17 protein-coding genes and 1 tRNA gene are annotated in these 21723 nt (G+C 66.1%); 12 read left to right on the top strand and 6 right to left on the bottom strand.

Annotated elements, in window-relative coordinates:
* Nucleotides 1-350: 350 nt before the first annotated feature.
* The 3 genes from hemE to rho all read left to right on the top strand — a co-directional run bounded on the left by hemE (nt 351) and on the right by rho (nt 3319).
* Nucleotides 351-1379: a uroporphyrinogen decarboxylase gene (gene hemE, locus C7T96_RS06285; RefSeq protein ID WP_106570319.1), complete on the top strand. Its 1029-nt coding sequence runs from the start codon at nt 351-353 to the stop codon at nt 1377-1379.
* Nucleotides 1376-1912: a protoporphyrinogen oxidase HemJ gene (gene hemJ, locus C7T96_RS06280; protein WP_106570318.1), complete on the top strand. Its 537-nt coding sequence runs from the start codon at nt 1376-1378 to the stop codon at nt 1910-1912. Before hemE ends, hemJ begins: the two co-directional genes overlap by 4 nt.
* A gap of 141 nt (nt 1913-2053) precedes the next feature.
* Nucleotides 2054-3319 (top strand): transcription termination factor Rho, encoded by a 1266-nt coding sequence (gene rho / locus C7T96_RS06275; protein WP_106570317.1) that lies wholly within the window; start codon nt 2054-2056, stop codon nt 3317-3319.
* A 122-nt stretch (nt 3320-3441) separates the two neighbouring features.
* Here the strand turns inward: rho and C7T96_RS06270 are convergent, their stop codons facing one another.
* Complete coding sequence (locus tag C7T96_RS06270) at nt 3442-5460, bottom strand: thioredoxin domain-containing protein (protein WP_106570316.1); 2019 nt, start codon at nt 5458-5460, stop codon at nt 3442-3444.
* A 16-nt stretch (nt 5461-5476) separates the two neighbouring features.
* On the opposite strand from C7T96_RS06270, the gene mnmE reads away from it, so the two are divergent.
* The 5 genes from mnmE (at nt 5477) to C7T96_RS06245 (ending at nt 11249) form a co-directional block, all read left to right on the top strand.
* A complete protein-coding gene (gene mnmE, locus C7T96_RS06265) occupies nt 5477-6835 on the top strand; it encodes a tRNA uridine-5-carboxymethylaminomethyl(34) synthesis GTPase MnmE (RefSeq protein WP_106570523.1) in 1359 nt (452 codons plus the stop codon).
* Nucleotides 6836-7002: 167 nt separating this feature from the next.
* Nucleotides 7003-8877, top strand: coding sequence for a tRNA uridine-5-carboxymethylaminomethyl(34) synthesis enzyme MnmG (gene mnmG, locus C7T96_RS06260; RefSeq protein ID WP_106570315.1), 1875 nt, complete (start codon nt 7003-7005; stop codon nt 8875-8877).
* Entirely contained in the window at nt 8874-9506 is a 633-nt protein-coding gene (rsmG, locus tag C7T96_RS06255) for a 16S rRNA (guanine(527)-N(7))-methyltransferase RsmG (protein WP_106570314.1), read from the top strand. The genes mnmG and rsmG overlap by 4 nt, the downstream gene beginning before the upstream one ends.
* Nucleotides 9507-9536: 30 nt before the next feature.
* A complete protein-coding gene (locus C7T96_RS06250) occupies nt 9537-10334 on the top strand; it encodes a ParA family protein (protein ID WP_106570313.1) in 798 nt (265 codons plus the stop codon).
* Nucleotides 10335-10373: 39 nt separating this feature from the next.
* Nucleotides 10374-11249: a ParB/RepB/Spo0J family partition protein gene (locus C7T96_RS06245; RefSeq protein ID WP_106570312.1), complete on the top strand. Its 876-nt coding sequence runs from the start codon at nt 10374-10376 to the stop codon at nt 11247-11249.
* A 226-nt stretch (nt 11250-11475) separates the two neighbouring features.
* Here the strand turns inward: C7T96_RS06245 and holA are convergent, their stop codons facing one another.
* Both holA and C7T96_RS06235 read right to left on the bottom strand, forming a co-directional pair.
* Nucleotides 11476-12537, bottom strand: a complete 1062-nt coding sequence (gene holA, locus C7T96_RS06240) for a DNA polymerase III subunit delta (RefSeq protein ID WP_106570311.1) — start codon at nt 12535-12537, stop codon at nt 11476-11478.
* 317 nt (nt 12538-12854) lie between these two features.
* Nucleotides 12855-12929: transfer RNA gene (locus tag C7T96_RS06235), tRNA-Gly, on the bottom strand.
* Between the two features lie 245 nt (nt 12930-13174).
* Between C7T96_RS06235 and C7T96_RS06230 the strand changes: the two genes are divergently transcribed.
* The 4 genes from C7T96_RS06230 (at nt 13175) to C7T96_RS06215 (ending at nt 15737) form a co-directional block, all read left to right on the top strand.
* Entirely contained in the window at nt 13175-13678 is a 504-nt protein-coding gene (locus C7T96_RS06230; protein WP_106570310.1) for a prolyl-tRNA synthetase associated domain-containing protein, read from the top strand.
* A 39-nt stretch (nt 13679-13717) separates the two neighbouring features.
* The gene (trxA, locus tag C7T96_RS06225) at nt 13718-14677 is read left to right on the top strand and encodes a thioredoxin (protein ID WP_106570309.1); all 960 of its coding nucleotides are present in this window, start codon (nt 13718-13720) and stop codon (nt 14675-14677) included.
* A gap of 131 nt (nt 14678-14808) precedes the next feature.
* Entirely contained in the window at nt 14809-15480 is a 672-nt protein-coding gene (locus C7T96_RS06220; protein WP_106570308.1) for an LON peptidase substrate-binding domain-containing protein, read from the top strand.
* A 2-nt stretch (nt 15481-15482) separates the two neighbouring features.
* Complete coding sequence (locus tag C7T96_RS06215) at nt 15483-15737, top strand: Trm112 family protein (RefSeq protein WP_106570307.1); 255 nt, start codon at nt 15483-15485, stop codon at nt 15735-15737.
* Between the two features lie 163 nt (nt 15738-15900).
* On the opposite strand, the gene C7T96_RS06210 is transcribed toward C7T96_RS06215, so the two are convergent.
* From C7T96_RS06210 to C7T96_RS24320, 3 genes are read right to left on the bottom strand one after another with little or no spacing between them, the layout of a single operon-like run.
* Complete coding sequence (locus C7T96_RS06210; protein ID WP_106570306.1) at nt 15901-19254, bottom strand: error-prone DNA polymerase; 3354 nt, start codon at nt 19252-19254, stop codon at nt 15901-15903.
* A complete protein-coding gene (locus tag C7T96_RS06205) occupies nt 19251-20720 on the bottom strand; it encodes a DNA polymerase Y family protein (RefSeq protein ID WP_245414091.1) in 1470 nt (489 codons plus the stop codon). Before C7T96_RS06205 ends, C7T96_RS06210 begins: the two co-directional genes overlap by 4 nt.
* A complete protein-coding gene (locus tag C7T96_RS24320) occupies nt 20662-21657 on the bottom strand; it encodes a hypothetical protein (RefSeq protein ID WP_245414074.1) in 996 nt (331 codons plus the stop codon). Before C7T96_RS24320 ends, C7T96_RS06205 begins: the two co-directional genes overlap by 59 nt.
* Nucleotides 21658-21723: the final 66 nt, after the last annotated feature.

The raw sequence follows: 21723 nt of genomic DNA, 5'->3' as shown, positions 1-21723 counted from the left end.
CCCGGCGGAGGCGACTGTATCAGATGTCGAGTCATCCACAATCCAGGGCGGACGGGACAGGTTTGCCAGGCTGTTGAGAACTTGGTGGGCCAAGCCGGTTTTTCAGCCGAGGCTGAATTCGAGAGAAAATCGTCTCTTTTTCAATATATTGAAAACAAAGCGGTATTTTTGATTTTCCTCATAATGAACAAGGCCTAGGCAACAAGGCGGTTTGCGTGTCGGAGCATGCGCATGCCGCGACAATCTGGGGACTGGCGCCAATCCCCGTTTTCGACAGAGTCATAGAAGAACAAAAAGTTCCCTTCTCGAATCTCTTTCTTTAAGTGAGTCCGTAACTGGAAGGATTCCGCATGGGCAGTGACCGACGGCTGATACGCGTCCTGAAAGGCGAAAGCCTCTCCCCGCCGCCGCTCTGGATGATGCGGCAGGCCGGCCGCTACCTGCCTGAATACAGACAGGTGCGGAAGGAAGCCGGGAGCTTTCTCGATCTGTGCTACAATCCCGATCTGGCGGTTGAAGTGACGATGCAGCCGATCCGGCGGTTCGGTTTCGACGCATCGATCCTGTTTTCCGACATTTTGGTCGTCCCGCATGCGCTCGGCCGCGATTTGCGCTTCGAGGAAGGCAGAGGACCGCTGATGACGCCGATCGGCGTGTCGGAGATCGCCGATCTGGACGTCTCCGATTTTCACCACAGGCTGGCGCCGGTCTACGAAACCGTGTCGCGTCTGCGGCAATCCCTGCCGGCCGAAACCGCGCTGATCGGATTTTGCGGCGCGCCATGGACGGTCGCGACCTACATGATTGCCGGTCACGGCACGCCCGACCAGGCGCCGGCGCGGTTGTTTGCCTACAGCGAACCGGAAGCCATGGACCGGCTGATCGGCCTGTTGGCCGATATCTCGGCCGATTATCTGCTGCGCCAGATCGAGGCCGGCGCCGATACGGTGCAGATATTCGATTCCTGGGCAGGGGTGCTCGGCGAGGAGGAGTTTACCCGGTTCTGCGTGAAGCCGGTGGCGCGAATGGTGGCGACGATCAAGGAACGTTATCCCGACATTCCGGTGATCGGCTTTCCGAAGGGCGCGGGCAGCCGTTTCGACGACTATCGCGCCGCGACCGGCGTCGACGGGCTGGGCCTGGACTGGACGGTGCCGCTTGCCCAGGCGCGACGGCTGCAGGCGGACGGCGCCGTGCAGGGCAATCTCGATCCGCTGCGGCTGGTGGCCGGCGGAGACGCGCTCGACAGGGGGGTCGACCGCATTCTCGAGCGCTTGTCGGACGGGCCGCTGATCTTCAATCTCGGGCACGGCATCACGCCGCAGACGCCGATCGCCCATGTCGAGGCGATGATCGCACGGGTTCGGGCGTGGGCATGAGCGTCGGGGCGCCATCGCCGGCAAAGGCGAGCCCGCTCGTCAGAGCGATCGTCGCGCTGGGCGTTCTGGCGCTCGCGGTGCTGGCGCTGTTTGCGTTCGACCTGTCGGCCTATTATCTGTGGATCAAGGCGGTCCACGTGCTGGCGGTGATATCGTGGATGGCGGGCATGCTCTACCTGCCGCGGCTGTTCGTCTATCATTGCGCGGCCGAGCCCGGTTCTGCGCAGTCGGAGACGTTCAAGGTGATGGAACGCCGGCTTTTGCGGGCGATCATCAACCCGGCGATGATGGTGAGTTGGGCGCTCGGCCTTTGGCTCGCCTGGCAGGGTTTCGGGTTTTCGGGTGGCTGGCTGCACGCAAAGATTGCACTGGTTCTTGCGATGTCGGGGGCGCATGGCTATTTTTCGGCTGCCGTTCGCCGTTTCGCCGAAGACCGCAATCAGCGGCCGGCGCGGTTCTGGCGGCTGATGAATGAAGTTCCGACGGTGTTGATGATCGCGATCGTGATCCTGGTTGTCGTCAAGCCGTTCTGATCCAAAACCGTTCTTGCGCTTTCGGTCGGGAAGGATTAAGGATTTCTTCCCTCCCCTACAGCGCAGCCGCATAGCATTCTCAACTCTGCCGCGGGCATTCGCCTTTTCCGCTGTTTTTCCCTCCGCCTTTGAGCACGCAATATGCAAGAAATGAAACTCCAAGACCTCAAGAGCAAGAAACCCACCGACCTGATCGCCTTCGCGGAGTCGCTGGAGGTCGAAAACGCCAGCGTCATGCGCAAGCAGGAGCTGATGTTCGCGATCCTGAAGAAGCTGGCCGCGCAGGATGTCGAGATCATCGGCGAGGGCGTGGTGGAGGTTCTGCAGGACGGGTTCGGCTTCCTGCGTTCGGCCAATGCCAACTATCTGCCCGGTCCGGACGACATCTATATCTCGCCCTCGCAGATCCGGCGGTTTTCGCTGAAGACCGGCGACACGGTCGAGGGGCCGATCCGCAGCCCGAAGGAGGGCGAGCGGTATTTCGCGCTGCTTAAGGTCAGCACGATCAATTTCGAGGATCCGGAAAAGATCCGTCACAAGATCCATTTCGACAATCTGACGCCGCTTTACCCGAATGAGCGGCTGCGGATGGAGATCGACAATCCGACGACCAAGGACAGCTCGTCGCGGGTGATCGATCTGGTGGCGCCGCTCGGCAAGGGCCAGCGCGCGCTGATCGTGGCCCAGCCGCGCACCGGCAAGACGGTGCTTTTGCAGAACATCGCCCATTCGATCACCACCAACCATCCCGAGTGCTTTTTGATCGTGCTTCTGATCGACGAGCGGCCGGAGGAAGTGACCGACATGCAGCGCTCGGTGAACGGCGAGGTGGTGTCCTCGACCTTTGACGAACCGGCCGCACGCCACGTCCAGGTCGCCGAAATCGTGATCGAGAAGGCCAAGCGCCTGGTCGAGCACGGCCGCGACGTGGTGATCCTGCTCGATTCGATCACCCGGCTCGGCCGCGCCTACAACACCGTGGTGCCGTCGTCGGGCAAGGTGTTGACCGGCGGCGTCGACGCCAACGCCCTGCAGCGGCCGAAGCGGTTTTTCGGCGCGGCGCGCAATATCGAGGAAGGCGGCTCGCTGACCATCATCGCCACGGCGCTGATCGACACCGGCAGCCGGATGGACGAGGTCATCTTCGAGGAATTCAAGGGTACCGGTAATTCCGAGATCGTGCTCGACCGCAAGGTCGCCGACAAGCGCATCTTCCCGGCGATCGACATTTTGAAGTCGGGCACACGCAAGGAGGATCTGCTGATCCCGCGCCAGGACCTGCAGAAGATCTTCGTGCTGCGCCGCATCCTGTCGCCGATGGGAACCACGGATGCGATCGAATTCTTGATCGACAAGCTCAAGCAGACCAAGAGCAATGCCGATTTCTTCGATTCGATGAATACCTGACGGCCGGCCAGCGGCGGGCTATGCAGTCCGCCGCTCCCTACCTAAGATATTGTTTTTAATATATTATTATCATTTGAAAAATCTGTCCGGCGGACGGGAACGATGGTCCGCGCGCCGGTGGTTCAGGCTGCCGGACGGCGCAGCGTTTCTGCCAGCTGCGCGGCGAGGTCTTCGGCGGTCCTGATCGGCGGCAGGCAGGTTTGCCCCTGGCACAAATAGGCTGCAGGCCCGGTGTCGATCGCGGTGCCGTCCGGCAGGGCGGCGCCGAGATCGGCGGAGGCCGGAGCGATGACGTCGACACGCCGGGGATCCGGATATCGATTCGCGACCGAAAGGAATGCGGACGCCGATCCGCCGGCGATCACCAGTTTTCGCGGCGCCAACGCGGTCGCGGCGGCAACAACAATGCCGGCCTGCCCGAAACGCTGCTGGGTGGCGCGGCCCAGGGCGGCGCGCGCAGCAGCCATCGCACGCAGCGTCAGGTCGACGCTGCCGGTCGCCGCGGCAAGCCGGGACAAGGCTTCGACGATCTGCGACGTCGCGGAGGGGACCGCGTCGTCGGCATCGCCGCGGATACGGAACGGGACGTCGGCGCTGTCGCGCGCGGTCAAGTAATGGGCCGAGGCCTCGTCGCCGTACCAGCTTTCCAGCATGGCGGCCCAGTCGCGCGCATCGGCGATGTAGTCCGTTTCACCGGGCGTCCCGGCCAAGGCGATCGCGGCATTGATCATCGCCGCATAGTCGCTGGACATGGCCGGAAACAGCCGGTCGGAGGCGAGAACGCTGTGCGGCAGGCGCGCATCCTCGATCGATTCGGTTACGCAACGATAGGCCTCGGCCGCCATGGAAATCCAGGCGGGGCGGTCGAAATAGCGCCCGGCCTCGGCCAGTGCGCGGATCATGAGTCCGTTCCAGTCGACGAGAAGCTTGTCGTCGCGCCCGGGCCGTATGCGCTCGGCGCGTGCGTTGTGCAGCCTTGCCAGCAGGTCGGCCAAGCGCCGGGCTTCGTTCTCTGTCTGGCGAGCGTCGGCCAGGAACAGCACGGGATCGCCCTCCCAGTGCTGGGCCGTGCCGAGTTTGTAATGACGAAAGAAAAAATCCGCATCGCCGCCCAGGACGGATTCGATTCGGGTCCGTGTCCATGTGTAGAACAGTCCCTCCTCGCCGGCGCTGTCGGCATCGAGGCTGGAGGCGAAGCCGCCGCCGTCGAGCCGCATCTCGCGCGCCAACCATTCGACCGTGGTTTCGATTCGGTCCCGGAACAGATCGTCGCCGGTTTCGGCGTGTGCCCAGAGACAATGGCGGATCATCAATGCGTTGTCGTAAAGCATTTTTTCGAAATGCGGTACGAGCCAGTCACTGTCGGTCGAGTAACGGCACAGGCCGCCGCCGACATGGTCGTAAATGCCGCCGTTGAGCATGCCGCGCAGGCTGGTGAGGAAGGCATCGCGGTAGCGGCTTTCGCCTGTATCGAGCCAACCGTGCCAAAGCGCGGCCATGAAGGGAGCGTTGGGAAATTTGGGGGCGCCGCGCAGGCCGCCGCGGGAAGGGTCGGTCATGTCGGCGATCGAGGCGGCCAGGTCCGCGAGCGGCGCCGGCGTGTCCTGGCCGGTTTCGACGACGGGGGCCAGGCTGCGCGCGACATGGGCGGAGAGCGTTTCGGCGTTTTGTTCGATGGCGGCCGTGTTGTCGGTCCAAGCGGCATGGACGGCCTTCAGCACGGCGATGAAACCCGGCCGACCGTACTGGTTCTGCTTCGGGAAATAGGTACCGCCCCAGAACGGGCGGGCATCGGGGGTGAGAAACATGGTCAGCGGCCAGCCGCCCTGTTCGCCGGTCGCCGTCAGCGCGGCCATGAATATCTGGTCGATGTCGGGGCGTTCCTCGCGGTCGACCTTGATGTTTACGTAGAGCCGGTTCATGACGGCGGCGGTTTCGGCGTCTTCGAAGGATTCATGCGCCATGACATGGCACCAATGGCACGCCGCATAACCGACCGAGAGCAGGATCGGCCGATCGAGCGCTTTCGCCTCGGCCAGCGCCGCACTCGACCAGGCGCGCCAGTGGACGGGATTGTCGGCATGCTGGCGCAAATAGGGACTGGTCTCGGCGGACAGGAGATTTTCGGCCGGCAAAATCATGTCGGAGTTCCTCATTATGCGGGCAAAGGGTAGGGCTGTCGGATTGCAGGGGCAAACGCTTTTCCAGGATACGATTTTCGCGTTGTCGAGCGGCGGACTGCCGAGTGGCGTCGCTGTCGTGCGGTTGTCGGGACCGCAGACGCTCGAGACGCTGCGCAGAATGGCCGGATCGCTTCCACAACCGCGTGTGATGCGCCACGCGCGTCTGCGCGACGAAACCGGCGAGACTATCGATACCGGCCTGGTGGTGTTTTTTGCCGGGCCGGCGAGTTTCACCGGCGAGGACTGCGCGGAATTCCACATCCATGGCGGGCGGGCGGTTGTCGGCCGGCTGCTTTCGGTCCTGTCCGGTTTTCCAGGGCTCCGTCAGGCGGAGGCCGGTGAATTCACCCGCAGGGCGCTGGCGCACGGCAAGATCAATCTGCCGGACGCGGAGGCGCTTGCCGATCTGATCGAGGCCGATACCGAAGCGCAGCGGCGCTTCGCACTGGCGAATGCGGACGGGCGGCATCAAAGTCTTTACGAGGGTTGGCGGGACCGGATCCTGACGGCGCGGGCGTTGATCGAAGCCGAACTCGATTTTGCCGACGAAGACGACGTTCCCGGCGCCATGGCGGAAGAAGTGTGGCCGGACATAGCGTCGCTCGCCGAAGAGATCGCAGCGCATGTCGCCGGCTACCGCCAGGCGGAAATCATTCGCGACGGCTTCCGGGTCGCCATCATCGGTGCGCCGAATGCCGGCAAATCGAGCCTGCTCAACGCCCTTGCGCGGCGGGACGTAGCGATCGTTTCCGACGAACCCGGCACGACGCGCGATCTGGTGAGCGTCGAGCTCGACCTTGATGGGATGAAGGTGCGGGTAACCGATACGGCGGGTATTCGCGAAGCTGCCGGGACCGTGGAACAGGAGGGGATCCGGCGCAGCCGCGCGGCCGCGGACGAAGCCGATTGCGTTATCTTGTTGATCGATGCCGGCGCGCCGGGCGCGGTGCCGGGGGCGGTTCCGGATGACGTTTTGCGGGTCGCGAGCAAGATCGATCTTGTCGAACCGGGCGCGCGCGGGGGCGTGGATGCGGATTTGCTACTTTCGGTGCGCTCGGGCGAAGGCATGGGCGCATTGCTGAACCGGCTGAGTTCCATGGCCCGTGCCAGCGTTGCCCGACACGGATCGCTGGTCCCGTTTACGGCGCGCCAGGCCGAAGAGCTGACGCGCGGGGCGACTGCCTTGCGTGCGGCGGCAAACGTTAAGGCGGGGCTGGAGGTTCAGGCAGAAGAACTGCGAATCGCGGCACGCGCGCTCGGCCGGGTTGTGGGCGCGATGGACGTCGAGGAGATTTTGGGCGCAATCTTTTCGCGCTTCTGCATCGGAAAGTGATTCACGTGAAACACGGGGCTTGCGGACAATCAGGCTCGACCGGGTGATTCACGTGAAACAACCGAACACGACCGCCTCGAACCGTTTCACGTGAAACATCGTATCGGTGTTTTCTTGACAAGACTGATGTCGCGGCGCATCTGTCCGGTCCGATTTCGGAGACGACGATGGCACCGACATATGATGTAGTGGTGATCGGCGGCGGTCATGCCGGCTGCGAGGCGGCGGCGGCCGCGGCGCGCGCCGGCGCGCGTACGGCGCTGCTGACGCTGGCACGGGACAAGATCGGCGTGATGTCGTGCAATCCCGCCATTGGCGGGCTCGGCAAGGGCCATCTCGTGCGCGAGATCGATGCGCTGGACGGTCTGATGGGGCGCGTCGCCGACAAGGCCGGCATCCAGTTTCGTCTGCTCAACCGCCGCAAGGGGCCGGCGGTACGCGGCCCCCGCGCCCAGGCCGACCGCAAGCTTTATCGACTGGCGATGCAGGACGCGCTTGCGTCGCAGGCCGGACTCGACATCGTCGAGGGCGAGGCGGTTGGGCTCGAACGAGCGGATGGGCGGATCAGCGGCATCGCGCTGGCCTCGGGCGAACGGATCGCCTGCGGGGCGGTGGTGCTGACCACCGGCACGTTTCTCGGCGGCCTGATCCATATCGGCGAACGCCGCATTCCGGCCGGGCGGATGAACGAAAAGGCCAGTTACGGCCTGTCGCAGGCCTTGCGGCAGGCCGGGTTGGCGCTCGGCCGGCTGAAAACCGGGACGCCGCCGCGTCTCGACGGCCGCACGATCGACTGGGCCCGGCTCGACATGCAGCCCGGCGACGAAGATCCGGTGCCGTTTTCGTTTCTTACCGCGACGATCGCCCAACCGCAGATCGAGTGCGGCGTCAGTCGAACGACCGATGAAACCCACGCGGTGATTCGGGCGAATTTGCATCGCTCGGCGATGTATTCGGGCCAGATCGACAGCGTCGGACCGCGTTATTGCCCGTCGATCGAAGACAAGATCGTCAAGTTCGGCGATCGCGACGGCCATCAGGTTTTCCTGGAGCCGGAGGGCCTGGACGACCCGACAATCTATCCGAACGGGATTTCGACCTCGTTGCCGGAAGATGCCCAGCACGCGCTGGTGCGCACGATTCCCGGTCTGGAAAAGGCGGCGATCCTGCAACCTGGCTACGCGATCGAATACGACCATGTCGATCCACGCGAATTGCGGGCGTCGCTGGAGACCCGGAAAATGCCGGGGCTTTTCCTTGCCGGGCAGATCAACGGGACGACCGGGTACGAGGAAGCCGCGGCGCAGGGGCTCGTGGCCGGTCTGAACGCGGCGCGCTCGGTTGCGGGCCTGCCGGCGGCCGTGTTCGGTCGCGGCGAATCCTATATCGGCGTGATGATCGACGATTTGACCCTGCGCGGGGTGATGGAGCCCTATCGCATGTTCACGTCGCGGGCGGAATTCCGGCTGACCTTGAGGGCGGACAATGCCGACCAGCGGCTGACGCCGAAGGCGATCGCGCTCGGCATTGCCGCACCTGAGCGCGTGGCGGCCTTCACCGCGAAATCGGCAGTGCTCGATCGGGCCCGCGCCGCATGCCGGGATGTCTCGCTGACGCCGCCGCAGGCAGCGCGGGCGGGGATTACGATCAATCAGGACGGGGTGCGCCGTTCGGCCTACGACTTGCTCGCCTATCCGGGGCAGTCGATCCAGGCCCTGGCGCGGATCTGGCCCGAGCTGGACCGAATCGAGCCGCGGATCGCCGAGATCCTGGAAACCGAGGCGCGGTATGCCGTCTATCTCGAGCGGCAATCGACCGATATCGCGCTGATGACGCGCGAGGCGGAGCTGGCGATCCCAGCCGGGATCGATTATGCGAGCATTTCCGGGCTGTCGAACGAATTGCGCCAGAAACTGGAGAAGAGCCGGCCCGAATCGGTGGCCGAGGCCTATCGGGTGGAAGGCATGACGCCGGCCGCGATCGCGCTGATCATCGCGCAGATCCGCGCGAGCGCGCAACGGACGGGGCGGTCGGCGGCGTGAGCGAGGAGAACTATCAGGCCTTGTGCCGCGTCGCGGGGCCCGTTTCACGTGAAACATTCGAGCGGCTGCGCCAGTTCGAAACGATCTTCGGCAAATGGGCGCGGCGGATCAATCTCGTCGCGCCGTCGACCCTCGACAGCCTGTGGCACCGGCATATTCTCGACAGCGCGCAACTTCTCGGCCTCGCCCCGACAGCACGACAATGGGCCGATCTCGGTTCGGGCGGGGGATTTCCCGGCGCCGTGATCGCGATTCTCCTTCACGACCGGGCCGAAGCGACGGTGAAACTGGTCGAGAGCAATCGCAAAAAGGCGGCGTTCTTGCAAAATGCGCTCTCGGAACTGGCGCCGCGGGCAGTGATCGCGGCGCAACGAATCGAGGATGTGGTGCAATCCTCGTCCGCTCCCGAAATCGTCACGGCACGGGCGCTGGCGCCGCTGCCGCGCCTGTTGGCCCTGACCGAACCGTGGCTGGCGGCCGGAACACGCGCGCTGTTTGCGAAAGGCCGCGATAGCGGTGAAGAAATCAAACTAGCGCATGACACCTGGAATCTCGATCTGGTACAACACCGCAGTTCTGTCGATGACGACAGTGTGGTCCTCGAGATCAGCAAAGCCGCGCGGAAATAGCATGTCGCGGCACAGGGATTGCGGACAGACATGACCAGCGCGACACGCATCATCACAATCGCCAACCAAAAGGGCGGCGTCGGCAAGACGACCACCGCGATCAATCTGGCGACCGCCCTGGCGGCGATCGGCGAAAGCGTGCTGATCGTCGATCTCGATCCGCAGGGCAATGCCAGCACCGGGCTTGGCATCGAGCGCCGCGACAGGACCTTGTCGTCCTACGACGTGCTTGTCGGCGAGGCCTCGATCGGCGAGGCTGCGATGCAGACCGCGGTGCCGCAATTGTCGATCGTGCCCTCGACGCTGGACCTGCTCGGCGTCGAGATGGAGATTTCCGGCCTGCCGGATCGGGCGCTGCGCCTGCGCAACGCGCTGCGGCCGATGTCGGAGGGCGAAAACCGATTCTCCTACGTGCTGGTCGATTGCCCGCCGTCGCTCAACCTCCTGACGATCAATGCGATGGCGGCCGCCGATTCGGTGCTTGTGCCGCTTCAATGCGAGTTTTTCGCCCTGGAGGGGCTGAGCCAGCTTTTGGAGACCGTCGAGCAGGTGCGCGCCGGGATCAATCCGGGCCTGACGATCCAGGGCATCGTGCTGACGATGTTCGACGGGCGCAACAATCTCGCCAATCAGGTGGTCGACGATGTGCGCGCCTATATGGGCGAGGCGGTCTATCAAACGGTGATCCCGCGCAATGTGCGGGTGTCGGAAGCCCCCTCGCATGGCAAGCCGGCGATTCTCTACGATCTCAAATGCACCGGTAGCCAGGCCTATCTGCAGCTTGCGTCGGAGGTGATCCGACGCGAACGGCGCCTGCGGGCCGCGTAGACCGATTCACATGCGAAACGATGTCGGGACGACAGTGAGATGACCGAGGAACAATCGCGGCGCCGGCTCGGGCGCGGCCTGGCCGCTCTGATCGGCGACATGGACAAGCCGGCCGCGGCGCAGGACGCCCCGCCCGCGGACCAGGACGTGCCGATCGAGTTCCTGCTCGCCAATCCGCGCAACCCGCGTCGCCAGTTTGTGGAGGAGGAGCTCGGCGACCTGTCGCAGTCGATCCGCGAACACGGCATCGTGCAGCCGATCGTCGTGCGGCCGGCTGGGGACGGCCGTTTCGAGATCATTGCCGGCGAGCGCCGCTGGCGCGCGGCGCAGCGCGCCAACCTTTCCAAGGTGCCGGTGATTATCCGCGACGTCGACGACCGGGTCGCGCTGGAATTGGCGATCATCGAGAACGTTCAGCGCGCCGACCTCAACCCGGTCGAGGAAGCGGCCGGCTATCAGCAGCTCGTCGACGACCATCAATATACGCAGGCCGATCTGGCGCGCATCATCGGCAAGAGCCGCAGCCATGTCGCCAACACGCTGCGGCTCTTGAAACTGCCGCCGGTGATCCGCGACATGCTGGTTGACGGGTCGCTTTCGGCCGGACACGGGCGCACGCTGGTCACCGCCGAGGATCCGACGGGCCTGGCCAAGAAAATCGTCGAGGAAGGCCTGTCCGTGCGCCAGGCGGAGCTGCTTGCCCAGGCGCCGCGGGCGCCGGAAACGAAGAGCGCGAAAAACGATCGGACGCCGCCGCAAAAGGATGCCGACACGCAGGCGCTCGAAAAGCTCTTGTCGGACGTGACCGGGCTTTCCGTCTCGATCCAGCATCGCGACACAGGCGGCCAGATCCGGATCGATTACAAGACGCTGGAGCAGCTCGACGAGGTTTGCCGCCGCCTGCAAAGCCATTAAGGCGCTCCCCAACCGAGCGGAAACCGGCTCGCCGGTTCAAGGTCGTATTAAAACAAGATGTTAGAGAGAGCTGCGCTTGCGTGAAGCGCAGAACGGTTCTGGCGGGCAGGCCGGGAGAATTGCGACTCGACATTGGCTTGGTTGGCGGTTCGGCCCGGAAAACGAGGCGGTCAGTTAAAAAATATTAGCCGGCGAATTTTACGGGATGCCGATGCGGCGGTCGGGCCTAACGCGACCGGTTCTGGCCGCCGCGGGCGCGGGCCTGGGCATAGACGCCGAGCGCAAGAAGCGCCTGGCCAGTCAGATCGCCGGCGAGCTCGGCGCGTTTGCGGGTCTGGAGCACGGTCTGCTGCAGTCGATCCAGCGCCTGGCCGATGGCCGGGGTGCTCCACTGCCGGAGCGCGGTTTCGACCAGGGCGCGGCGGGCGAAAAACACCGGCGGGCGGGCGCGCGCGACCGCGGCGGACGCGCTTTGCCCGTTGACGTCGATCTCGTGCCTGAGCAGCGAGAGAAGCTGAAACTGACGCATGGCCGACGACAGCAGCAGAAAGGGCGGCGCGCCGCCGGCGAGATAGCGCCGCATGCGGCTGTCGAGCGCGGCCACCCTGCCGGCAATCGCGCAATCGACGATGTCGTCGGCCGACAGCGCCGACACGTCGCCGGTCGAGGCCAGCACGTCGGCGCGCGCGACGGTCTTGCTGCCCTGGCAATACAGCACCAGTTTTTCGAGCTCGCCGCGACTGGCCAGCCGGTCGCCGCCGAGGGCCGCCCGCAGTGCGGATTTGGCATCGGGATCGATCGACAGACCGCCGCGGGCCAGCTCGCTGTCGATCAGGGCATCGATCGATCGCGCCTCGTCGGGATAGCACGGCAGGGCCATCGCCCGGTCCGCCGTTTCGACCAGCTTGCGCAGCGGCGCCGTCTTCTTCAACTCGCCGGCTTCGACGAGAACGGTCAGATCGTCCGGGGGGGCGGCCAGCATCTCCTTGAACGCGTCGGCGACGAATTTTTGAGCGCCGGCATTGCGGATCCACAAAAGCCGGTGACCTCCGAAAAGCGGCCGGGCCGCGATCTCGTCGAACAGGCGGCCGGAATCGGCGTCCTTGTCGGCGAGATCGAACTTGACCACCGCGAACGGATCGGCCATCGGCAGCCCGGTTTGTTCGGCAAACCCGCGCGCGCGTTCCGAGACCATGCCCCGGTCCGGCCCGTAGATCAGGACCAGCCGCGTGTTCGGGTCGGGCCTCGAGAGCCAGCCGCCGACCTCGTGTGCCTTTTTCTGCGCCATGGCCTGCGGCTAGCACAAAGCCGCGGGGCTCGCCACGGCCAAATCCCAGTGCGGGTCGACCCGCGACGGGGCGATCGCCATCGATCTGATCGACGGCGACAGGCTTTGCGAGCTTTTGAAGCAGTATGAGCTCGGTCTCGCCACCCGTCAGATCGAGCAGGTCGAAATCGAAAGGGAATGGTTTGCGGGAATCTGAGCTGGATGGTCGCAGCCGATCCGGCCGAGCGCCCGCACGCTCCTCCCGCCGCCAGGACGGTCGCGAACAGCAAAAAGGCCCGGATATACCGAGCCCCAAGCCATTCAAATCTAAGGATTTTTGGAGCGGGCGAAGGGATTCGAACCCTCGACCCCAACCTTGGCAAGGTTGTGCTCTACCCCTGAGCTACACCCGCTCGCGCGGCGTGGCGCCGCAAGCCGCGCCTATATGGCGGAAACGCCATGCGAATGCAACAGGGAAATTCGGGCTGCCGGCGAGGGCGCGCGCGTGCCTTCGCCGGGAGAGGATGTAACGGCTATGCCGGCCCGAATCCGGCCGCCTTGGCGCCGTTCGGGCCGGCCGGCGGGCTTGTCCTGCCGGCCCGCTTTGTCATAGTCATGGCCGCGCATGACCGCGCATGACCCGAGGCGAAGCGAAACCATGGCCGCAAAAACCCGTGCCGATTTGTTGGCGTTTCTCGAGCAACTCGCCATCGAGGCGACGACGATCGACCATCCGCCGCTTTATACCGTGGCCCAGTCGCAGGCGCTGCGCGGCACGATCGACGGCGGGCATACCAAGAATCTTTTTCTCAAGGACAAGAAAGGCCGCTATTTTCTGGTCACGGTCGAGGAGGAGGCGACGGTCGATCTGAAATCGATCCATCGGCTGATCGGCGCCTCCGGCCGGGTGTCGTTCGGCAGCGCCGATGCGCTGATGCGGCTGCTGGGCGTGGAACCCGGCTCGGTGACGGTTTTCGGGCTCATCAACGATGTCGACAACCAGGTCACGCTGGTGCTCGACGCCGGGCTGATGCGCCACGAGCTTGTCAATTGTCACCCGCTGACCAATGATGCCACGACGCAGATCGCGAAAGACGACCTTGTGCGCTTTCTCGACGCGATCGGCCACCAGCCGGCGATCTTGAACGTGACCGGCCAATAGCCACATAATTTGGCAACGAAGCGAATGAAAGACACGAGGATGAGCGTGAAGGACAACCCGTTTGCCGCATCGCAGGGCGACTACGCCCCCGAGATCTCGTTCGGCGCGCCGAATGCGGGCGCAGGCCCGGCCGGCGAGCTGATCCGCGATACGAGCACGGCCGAGTTTACCAAGGACGTCATCCAGGAATCGCGCAACCAGCCGGTGCTGGTGGATTTCTGGGCACCCTGGTGCGGCCCGTGCAAGCAGTTGACACCGATCCTGGAAAAGGCGGTCCGCGCCGCGGGCGGCGCCGTCAAGCTGGTCAAGATGAATATTGACGAGCATCCGGCGATCGCCGGCCAGCTCGGCGTGCAGTCGATTCCGGCGGTGATCGCGTTTCGCGACGGCCAGCCGGTCGACGGTTTCATGGGCGCGGTGCCCGAGAGCCAGGTGCAGGATTTCATCCAGCGCCTGGGCGGCGATCCGAAACAGTCGGCGTTGGAGGCGGCGCTGGAGCAGGCCAGTGCCGCGAAAGAGGCCGGCGACCAGGAACTGGCGGCGCAAATCTACAGCGCCGTGCTGGCTGAGGAGGCCGGACATCCGACCGCGATCGCCGGCCTGGCCGGGCTCAGCCTCGATCGCGGCGATCTCGACGGCGCGCGGGCGCTGTTGGAGCAGGTTGCGCCCGACAGCGACGATGCCGAGATTGCCGGCGTGCGCGCGCGCCTGTCGCTGGCCGAGGAGACCAGCGCGCTCGGCGACCCGCAGGAGCTGCAGCGCCGGCTCGAAGCCGATCCCGACGATCACGACGCCCGCTTCGACCTCGCCTTGATCCAGAACGCGTCCGGCGCGCGCGAGGCGGCGGCCGACAGTCTGCTTCATATCGTGCGCCGCAATCGCGAATGGCGCGACGATGGCGCGCGCGCGCAATTGCTGACGTTTTTCGAGGCCTGGGGGCCGACCGACGAGGCGACCCTTTCGGCGCGCCGCAAGCTTTCCTCGCTGTTGTTTTCCTGACCGCGCCGCGGCAAAGGGCGCCGTGCCGGCGCGGCGCCAAACCCCAGGGCCGGTCCTGCCCGGCGCCGGGCATGGCGGCGCGTCTTTTTTGCCCTATGTTGAGTGGCATCAGACTGTCAGGAGGCGACGGATTGCAGGCGGGAAACGCGCATTATCTCAAGCTTGAGGACCTGCCGACCACGGTGCCGGTGTTTCCGCTGACCGCCGCGTTGCTTTTGCCCGGCGGGCGGTTGCCGCTGAACATTTTCGAGCCGCGCTATCTGCAAATGGTGGACGCGGTGCTGGCCGGGGACCGCGTGATCGGGATGATCCAGCCGCGGCTGGACGGTTCCTTGCGAACCGATGGCGAGCCCGAACTGTGCCAGGTGGGCTGTCTCGGGCGGATCACCTCGTTCGCGGAGACCGGCGACGGGCGTTATCTGGTGTCGCTGCAGGGCGTGGCGCGCTTTCGCGTTTTGCAGGAGATCGCCGGTTCGGGCGCGTTCCGCAGTTGCCGTATCACGCCTTTCGGCGGCGATCTCGACGAGGCCTCGGGAACCGAGGAGGTCGACCGCAAGGCATTGCTGAAGACCTTCAAGGCCTATCTCGACGCCAACGGGCTCGAGGCGGACTGGGACAGCGTCAGCCGGGCCGAAAACGCGACGCTGGTGAACGCGCTGTCGATGATGTCGCCTTACGGGGCGAGCGAGAAACAGGCGCTTCTTGAAGCCCCCGACCTGAGGACACGGGCGGAGACGCTGGTCGCGATCACCGAAATGCTTCTGGCCCGCAACAATGACGACGCCGGCACGGGACTGCAATGACGATGGCGGGCGAGGACGAAAACCCGATCGGGTCGCGACAATCGTCCGCGACCATCGACCGCAAGCTTCTCGAGCTTCTGGCCTGCCCCCTGACGAAGGGGCCGCTGACCTTCGACGCGGAGCGGTGCGAACTGGTCTCCAAGGCGGCCGAGCTCGCCTATCCGGTGCGTGACGGCATTCCGATCATGCTGCCGTCGGAGGCGCGCCGGATCGGGGATGACGGCGCGCGACCGCGGCCGCCGGCACGGCGGAAATAGGTCCGGCCGGAGCTGCCGGCCTGGATAGCGATGGCGCGGTCGCGATGCGGGTTGTGCGGCTTCAGAGCCGTTCGGCCTTTCACGAAATCGCAGATCGGCTCCAATTCATTGTTTTGGCGGGTTTGCGAACGGCGACCCGGCTTCCACCTCGCCTGCAACCGCTTTAATGAAAGTTGCGGCCTTTCGGCATCACCTTGCCGGTCCGTTCGGCCAGATCCTTGTCGTTGAGGATGGCGGCAGGGGCGCGGTCCGGCAGCGGCAGGGCTCGCGGGCCATTGCCATGCGATGTCGTGGGCGCCTCGTCCGCCATCAGCGCGCCCAGCCACGGTGTCAGGTCCTCCAGGGTTTCCGCGACCACGTGAATGACGCCGGAGGCCGCTTGCAGCCGTCCGCGCACCCGCATCAACCGGGCGCCGAGCACCACCGGGCGGTAACGCTCAAAAACCCTTGGCCAGACGATGATATTGGCGATCGCGCCTTCGTCCTCCAGGGTGATGAAGATGACGTTGCCCTTGCCCGGGCGCTGGCGCACCAAGGCGAGGCCGGCCACGCTGACGCGCGCTCCGTTCGCCACGGTGGAAAGTCGAATGGCGGGCAGGCCGCCCTCGGCCGCAAGGCGCGCGCGCAGGAACTGGAGCGGGTGCCCCTTCAAAGACAGGCTTAGGGTGCGGTAGTCGTGCACGATATGCTGGCCGGGCGGCATCGGCGGCAGCGCGATGTCGGGCTCCCGGTCGCGCAGTCGCGGCACGGACCGGTCGAACAGCGGCAGGCGCTCGGCGGCGCTCTTGTCGTCGAGCGCCTTGGCCGCCCACAGCGCATCGCGGCGGGTAAGGCCGAGCGAGCCGAAGGCGTCGGCCTCGGCCAGCCGGGCGATCACGCCGGCGGGCAGGCCGGACCGCAGCCAGAGGTCGCGCAGGGAATCGTAACCCGCCCCCCGCTTGTCCACCAGTTGCCGCATCGCCGCCTCGGCCAGCCCCTTTACGCGGCTGAAACCGAGCCGCACCGCGTGGCGGCTCTTGATGACGCCGGCCATTTCCGTATGCCGGGCGACGATCAGGGCGGGATCGAAGGGCGCCTTTTCCAGGGTCGACTCCCAGTCGGAGGCATTGATGTCGACCGGCCGGATCTCGATGCCGTGTTCGCGCGCGTCGCGCACGAGCTGGGCCGGGGGGTAAAATCCCATCGGCTGCGAATTCAGGATCGCGGCGCAAAAGACGTCCGGGTAGAAGGTCTTGAACCAGCACGAGGCATAGACCAGCAGCGCGAAGGCGGCGGCGTGGCTTTCGGGAAAACCGTAATCGCCGAACCCCTCGATCTGTTTGAAACAGCGTTCGGCAAAATCCTGCCGGTAGCCCCGGCTGACCATGCCCGAAATCAGCCTGTCCTTGTAATCGTGGATGGTGCCATTGCGCCGGAAGGTCGCCATGGCGCGGCGCAGCCGGTCGGCCTCGCTGGGCGAAAACCCGCCGGCGTCGATGGCGATCTTCATCGCCTGTTCCTGAAACAGCGGCACGCCGAGCGTTTTTTTCAGGATGCGGCGCATTTGCGGGCTCGGATAGTCGACCGGCTCCTTGCCCTCGCGGCGGCGCAGATAAGGATGCACCATGTCGCCCTGGATCGGGCCGGGGCGCACGATCGCCACCTCGATCACCAGGTCGTAGAACTCGCGCGGCTTGAGCCGCGGCAGCATCGACATCTGGGCGCGGCTCTCGATCTGGAAAACGCCGAGCGTGTCGGCCCGGCAGATCATGTCGTAGACGCGCGCATCCTCCTTTGGCAGCGTCGCCAGCGTCAGCCTGCGGCCGAACCGGTCGCGTTCGCGATAATGGTCCTCGAGCAGGTCGAAGGCGCGGCGCAGGCACGACAGCATGCCGAGCGCCAGAACGTCGACCTTGATCAGCCCGACGGCGTCGAGGTCGTCCTTGTCCCATTCGACCATCTTGCGCTCCTCCATCGCCGTCTTGACGATCGGCACGATCTCGTCGAGCCGGTCGCGGGTGATGACAAAACCGCCGACATGCTGGGAGAGGTGGCGCGGGAACCCGATGATCTCATTGGCGCGCTGCATGACATGGCGCGTCGTCGGATCGCCTTCCGCCAGTCCGCCGGCCCTGGCCTCGCGCGCGCCGAGCCGGGAGGACGACCAGCCCCAGATCGAACCGGAAAGGGCCGACTGCACATCGTCGGACAGGCCCATCGCCCTGGCGACCTCGCGCATCGCCGAACGGCCGCGATAGGTCACGACCGAGGCGGCGAGCGCGGTGCGGGTGTGGCTGTATTTCCGGTAGATATAGGCGATGACCTCGTCACGCCGCTCATGCTCGAAATCGACGTCGATGTCGGGCGGTTCGTCCCGTTCGGTGGAGATGAAGCGCTCGAAAAGACCGTCCATCATCAAAACCGGGTCGACCTCGGTGATGCCCAGGCAGAAACAGATGACGGAATTGGCCGCCGAACCCCGCCCCTGGCACAAAATGCCCTTTTCGGCGCGGGCATGCGCGACGATGTCGCGCACGGTGAGGAAGTAGCGCGCATAATCCTTCTGCGCGACGATCTCCAATTCGTGGCGGATTTTTTGCGCCACCCCGTCGGGAAGGCCCTGCGGGTAGCGGTTGCGCGCGCCCTGCCAGGTGAGGCTTTCCAGTTCGGCCTGGGGGTCGAGGCCGGGTGTCGTGGTCTCGTCGGGATAGTTGTGGCTCAGCTCACCGAGCGAGAAGGCGAGGCCTTCGGCGAAGTTGACGGTTTCGGCGAGCGCTTCGGGAAAACCCCGGAACAGCCGCGCCATTTCCGCCGCCGGCTTCAGATGACGCTCGGCATGGGCGGCGAGCGCGTAGCCGGCCTCCGCCACCGTCGTGTTGAGGCGGATCGCCGTCAGCACGTCCTGCAGCGGCCGCCGGTCGGGGATATGATACAGCACGTCGTTGATCGCCATCAGCGGCACGCCGGCCGCGGCGGCCAGCGCCGCCGCCTGCTCGATGCGGAACCGGTCATTGCCGCCATAGGTCGGCGCGACGGCGAGCCGGACGGCGGTGCCGAACCGGTCGCGCAGACAGCGCAGGAGCTCCAGCTCGTCCGTTTCGCCGCCGGCGAGCCTTGGTATCAGGGCGAGCGAGATGCGCTCGCCCCAGCAAAGCAAGTCGTCGCGATAGATCCGCGGCGCCCCCTTTTCGCTTTCGGCGCGCATATTGGCCTCGCTCAGCAGGCGGCACAGATGGCCCCAGCCGCGGCGGTCCTGCGGATAGGCAAGCACATCCGGCGTCGTGTCGGCGAACACCAGCCGGCACCCGGGATGGTAGGCAAGTTTACCCGGCCCGGTCGTCGCCGTTTGCTTGATATGTTTCGACTGGCTCCAGGCGCGCACGACGCCGGCCACCGTGTTGCGGTCGGCAAGCCCGATGGCGTCATGGCCGAGATGCTTCGCCGTCACCACCAGTTCCTCCGGCTTCGAGGCGCCGCGCAGGAAGGAGAAATTCGATTGCACGGCGAATTCGGCATAGGCCGGGGCGGTGGATTTCATGCAAAAACCCCGTGCATGAACCAGCGCGGCATGGGTTCGGCGGCACCGTAAAAACCCTGTCGGAAAAGCCAGTAGCGGCGCCCGTCATCGTCCTCGACGCGGAAATAGTCGCGGGTGGGCATATCTTGCGGATCGCGCCACCATTCGGCGGCGATCCGCTCGGGCCCTTCGGCCCGGGCGACACGGTGGACGGCGCGGCGCCAGCGAAACCGCAGCGGCGGCCCTTCGGGCACCTCGGCGGCGACCACATCGACCGGCTCGGGATGCCGAAAAAGCCGGATCGGCCGGTCCGCCATGTCCACCGTCCCGGCCGGATCGGGAACGGAGTTGTCGGGCCGCGCCCTGCCGTCCCGACCTTCCGGCATTTCGGCGGCGACAAAGGCGGCGGCGCGTTCGGGACGGTGGCTTTCGACGAGAACCGGCCGCAGCAGCGCCGTTTCGCCGAGCCGGGCGCGGACCCGGTCGGTAAAAAGCGCCAGATCCTCCCCGGCCGCCGTGCTCGCGCCGGCAAGGTCGGTCTGCTCGAGCGCGAAGGGCGCGGCCTTCAAGACCGAAAGCCGGACCAGCTCGAAGCCGCAGCCGGCATCGAGCCGGTCCTCGAACGCGGCGAGCCTTTCGCGGAACAGGCGCTCGATCAGGGCCGGATCGCGCAGCGGCCGCGCGGCGCCGACGGCGAGACGCTGCATGGCGCCGTCGACCCGGAACAGGGCAAGCTGCAGCACATGCGCGCCCTCCCCGCGCCGTTCGAGCTCGGCGCGCAGCGATGCGGCGAGCAAGCCGACGAGCCGCTCGATATCGTCGGCCAGCACGACCGGTTCGGCCAGATGCCGCTCGACCGACAGCGGCGGCACGGGCAGGCGCGGCGTGATCGCTTCCTCGGCCCGGTCCAGCGCCTGGTCGAGCCGGGTCAGCAGTGCGGCGCCGAAACGGCGCGCCAGCGGCGCCCGCGGAGCCGCCATGATCGCGCCCGCCGTCTTCAGCCCGACGCTTTCCAGGCCGGCGCGGACGGCCGGCGCGATGCGCAGCGCGGCGAGCGGCAGCGGCGCCAGGGTTTCGGCCTCCTCACCCGGCGGGACGATCGCCGGGCTCAGGAACCGTGCCGCCGCCCAGGCGATGCCGGGGCTGGCGCCGAGCCCGGCGCGGGCGTCGAACCCCTGATGGAAAAGCCGGGACAGAATGTCATCCAGCATGCGTTTTTCATTGCCGAAAAGATGGGCACAGCCGGTGATGTCGAGAAACAGCCCGTCGCTTCCGTCCAGGGCGACGAGCGGCGTGTAGCGGTCGCACCAGTCGGCAAGGCTTTCCAGCAGGCGGCGGTCGGCTTGCGGCTGGGCGTCGACGATCTCGACATCGGGGTGCATGGCGCGCGCGTCGGCGATGCCGAGGCCGGGTTTCAGGCCAAGCGCCTCAGCGCGCTCGTCGAGCGCGGCGATGCGCTGGGCGTTGTTCTCGCGACGGCTGACCAGGAGCGGCGGGCGCCGCGACGGCGGGCCGCAACGCCACGACCGCCCCTCGCGCTGCCGAAGAATCCGGTCGGTGGCCAGATGCGGCAACCAGAGCGCCAGAATCCTCTGGCCGGATTTCGCAGAAGCTGGATGCATCGGGGTTCCACTCCAGAACGAGCCGCCCGGCCGGGGCGGCGCGGCTTTTGGTGACGGTGACGGCGAAGGCGGGATGGCCGATCGAGGCCGCCACGGGGCCGGAAACGGTCGAGCGCCGGGCGGCGGGGGCGGGCGAGACCGCGATCCGGACCGGGGCGGCCGTCGGCTCGGCGGTTCCGGCCTCGCGGATCAGGAAAACCGACCGCCCAGCCTCCTGGGCCCGGCGGTGCAGGCGCCGGGTGGCGGTCAGATCGAGGCGGGCCGGATTGCCGCGCAGTTCCAGCACGATCGCGGCGAAAGCCCGCTGGCGAGCGGCCTGCTCGGCGATCCACAGCGCGTCCCCGGTCTCGTTCGGCGCGCACAGGAAGAGAGCGCCGGCCGGCAGGCCGCAAAACCGGCTCAGGCCGGGCGCATAGGGAAACCCGGCCTCGCGAAAAATCTCGGCCGTGCCGATCCAGCACAAAGCATTGTCCGGCCGCGCCGGTGCGCTCCTGCGCACCAGCGCGGCAAGACACAGGGCAAACCCCGCCACCGCGCCGGCATCGCGGGTCTGCCGGCCGTGGATCTCGACAAGGGCGGCTGGCGGCAGGCCGGCGCCCAGGGCGGCATCGAAGCTCGCGGCGCCGGTCGGCAAAAAACCGGTTCCGAAACCGGGTTCACGTCTGGCGGCGGGGCCGTGACGAAGAACCAGACCATCGTCGCCGCCGGCTTGCGCCAGCCTTTCGGGCAGGCTGCCCTCGATCCGCGCGATTTGCCGACGCAAAGCGACAACAGTCTCCCGCGCCATGGCGGGCTTGGCCATGACAGTCGCTCCAAAACTATTTTGTTCCTGTTATGTTCTTATGGATTCCAGAGCCTGCCCCAAGAG

Origin of the sequence: Nitratireductor sp. StC3, assembly GCF_003015025.1 — a bacterium.
Classification (GTDB): domain Bacteria; phylum Pseudomonadota; class Alphaproteobacteria; order Rhizobiales; family Rhizobiaceae; genus Mangrovimarina; species Mangrovimarina alexandrii.
This window is presented reverse-complemented; position numbering and strand designations above follow the sequence as displayed.

What these genes read in the sequence shown, in the direction of transcription:
- hemE (WP_106570319.1), top strand. Translation starts at nt 351, where the DNA reads ATGGGCAGTGACCGACGGCTGATACGCGTCCTGAAAGGCGAAAGCCTC.
- hemJ (WP_106570318.1), top strand. Translation starts at nt 1,376, where the DNA reads ATGAGCGTCGGGGCGCCATCGCCGGCAAAGGCGAGCCCGCTCGTCAGA.
- rho (WP_106570317.1), top strand. Translation starts at nt 2,054, where the DNA reads ATGCAAGAAATGAAACTCCAAGACCTCAAGAGCAAGAAACCCACCGAC.
- C7T96_RS06270 (WP_106570316.1), bottom strand. Translation starts at nt 5,460, where the DNA reads ATGATTTTGCCGGCCGAAAATCTCCTGTCCGCCGAGACCAGTCCCTAT.
- mnmE (WP_106570523.1), top strand. Translation starts at nt 5,477, where the DNA reads ATGCGGGCAAAGGGTAGGGCTGTCGGATTGCAGGGGCAAACGCTTTTC.
- mnmG (WP_106570315.1), top strand. Translation starts at nt 7,003, where the DNA reads ATGGCACCGACATATGATGTAGTGGTGATCGGCGGCGGTCATGCCGGC.
- C7T96_RS06250 (WP_106570313.1), top strand. Translation starts at nt 9,537, where the DNA reads ATGACCAGCGCGACACGCATCATCACAATCGCCAACCAAAAGGGCGGC.
- C7T96_RS06245 (WP_106570312.1), top strand. Translation starts at nt 10,374, where the DNA reads ATGACCGAGGAACAATCGCGGCGCCGGCTCGGGCGCGGCCTGGCCGCT.
- holA (WP_106570311.1), bottom strand. Translation starts at nt 12,537, where the DNA reads ATGGCGCAGAAAAAGGCACACGAGGTCGGCGGCTGGCTCTCGAGGCCC.
- C7T96_RS06230 (WP_106570310.1), top strand. Translation starts at nt 13,175, where the DNA reads ATGGCCGCAAAAACCCGTGCCGATTTGTTGGCGTTTCTCGAGCAACTC.
- trxA (WP_106570309.1), top strand. Translation starts at nt 13,718, where the DNA reads ATGAGCGTGAAGGACAACCCGTTTGCCGCATCGCAGGGCGACTACGCC.
- C7T96_RS06215 (WP_106570307.1), top strand. Translation starts at nt 15,483, where the DNA reads ATGGCGGGCGAGGACGAAAACCCGATCGGGTCGCGACAATCGTCCGCG.
- C7T96_RS06210 (WP_106570306.1), bottom strand. Translation starts at nt 19,254, where the DNA reads ATGAAATCCACCGCCCCGGCCTATGCCGAATTCGCCGTGCAATCGAAT.
- C7T96_RS24320 (WP_245414074.1), bottom strand. Translation starts at nt 21,657, where the DNA reads ATGGCCAAGCCCGCCATGGCGCGGGAGACTGTTGTCGCTTTGCGTCGG.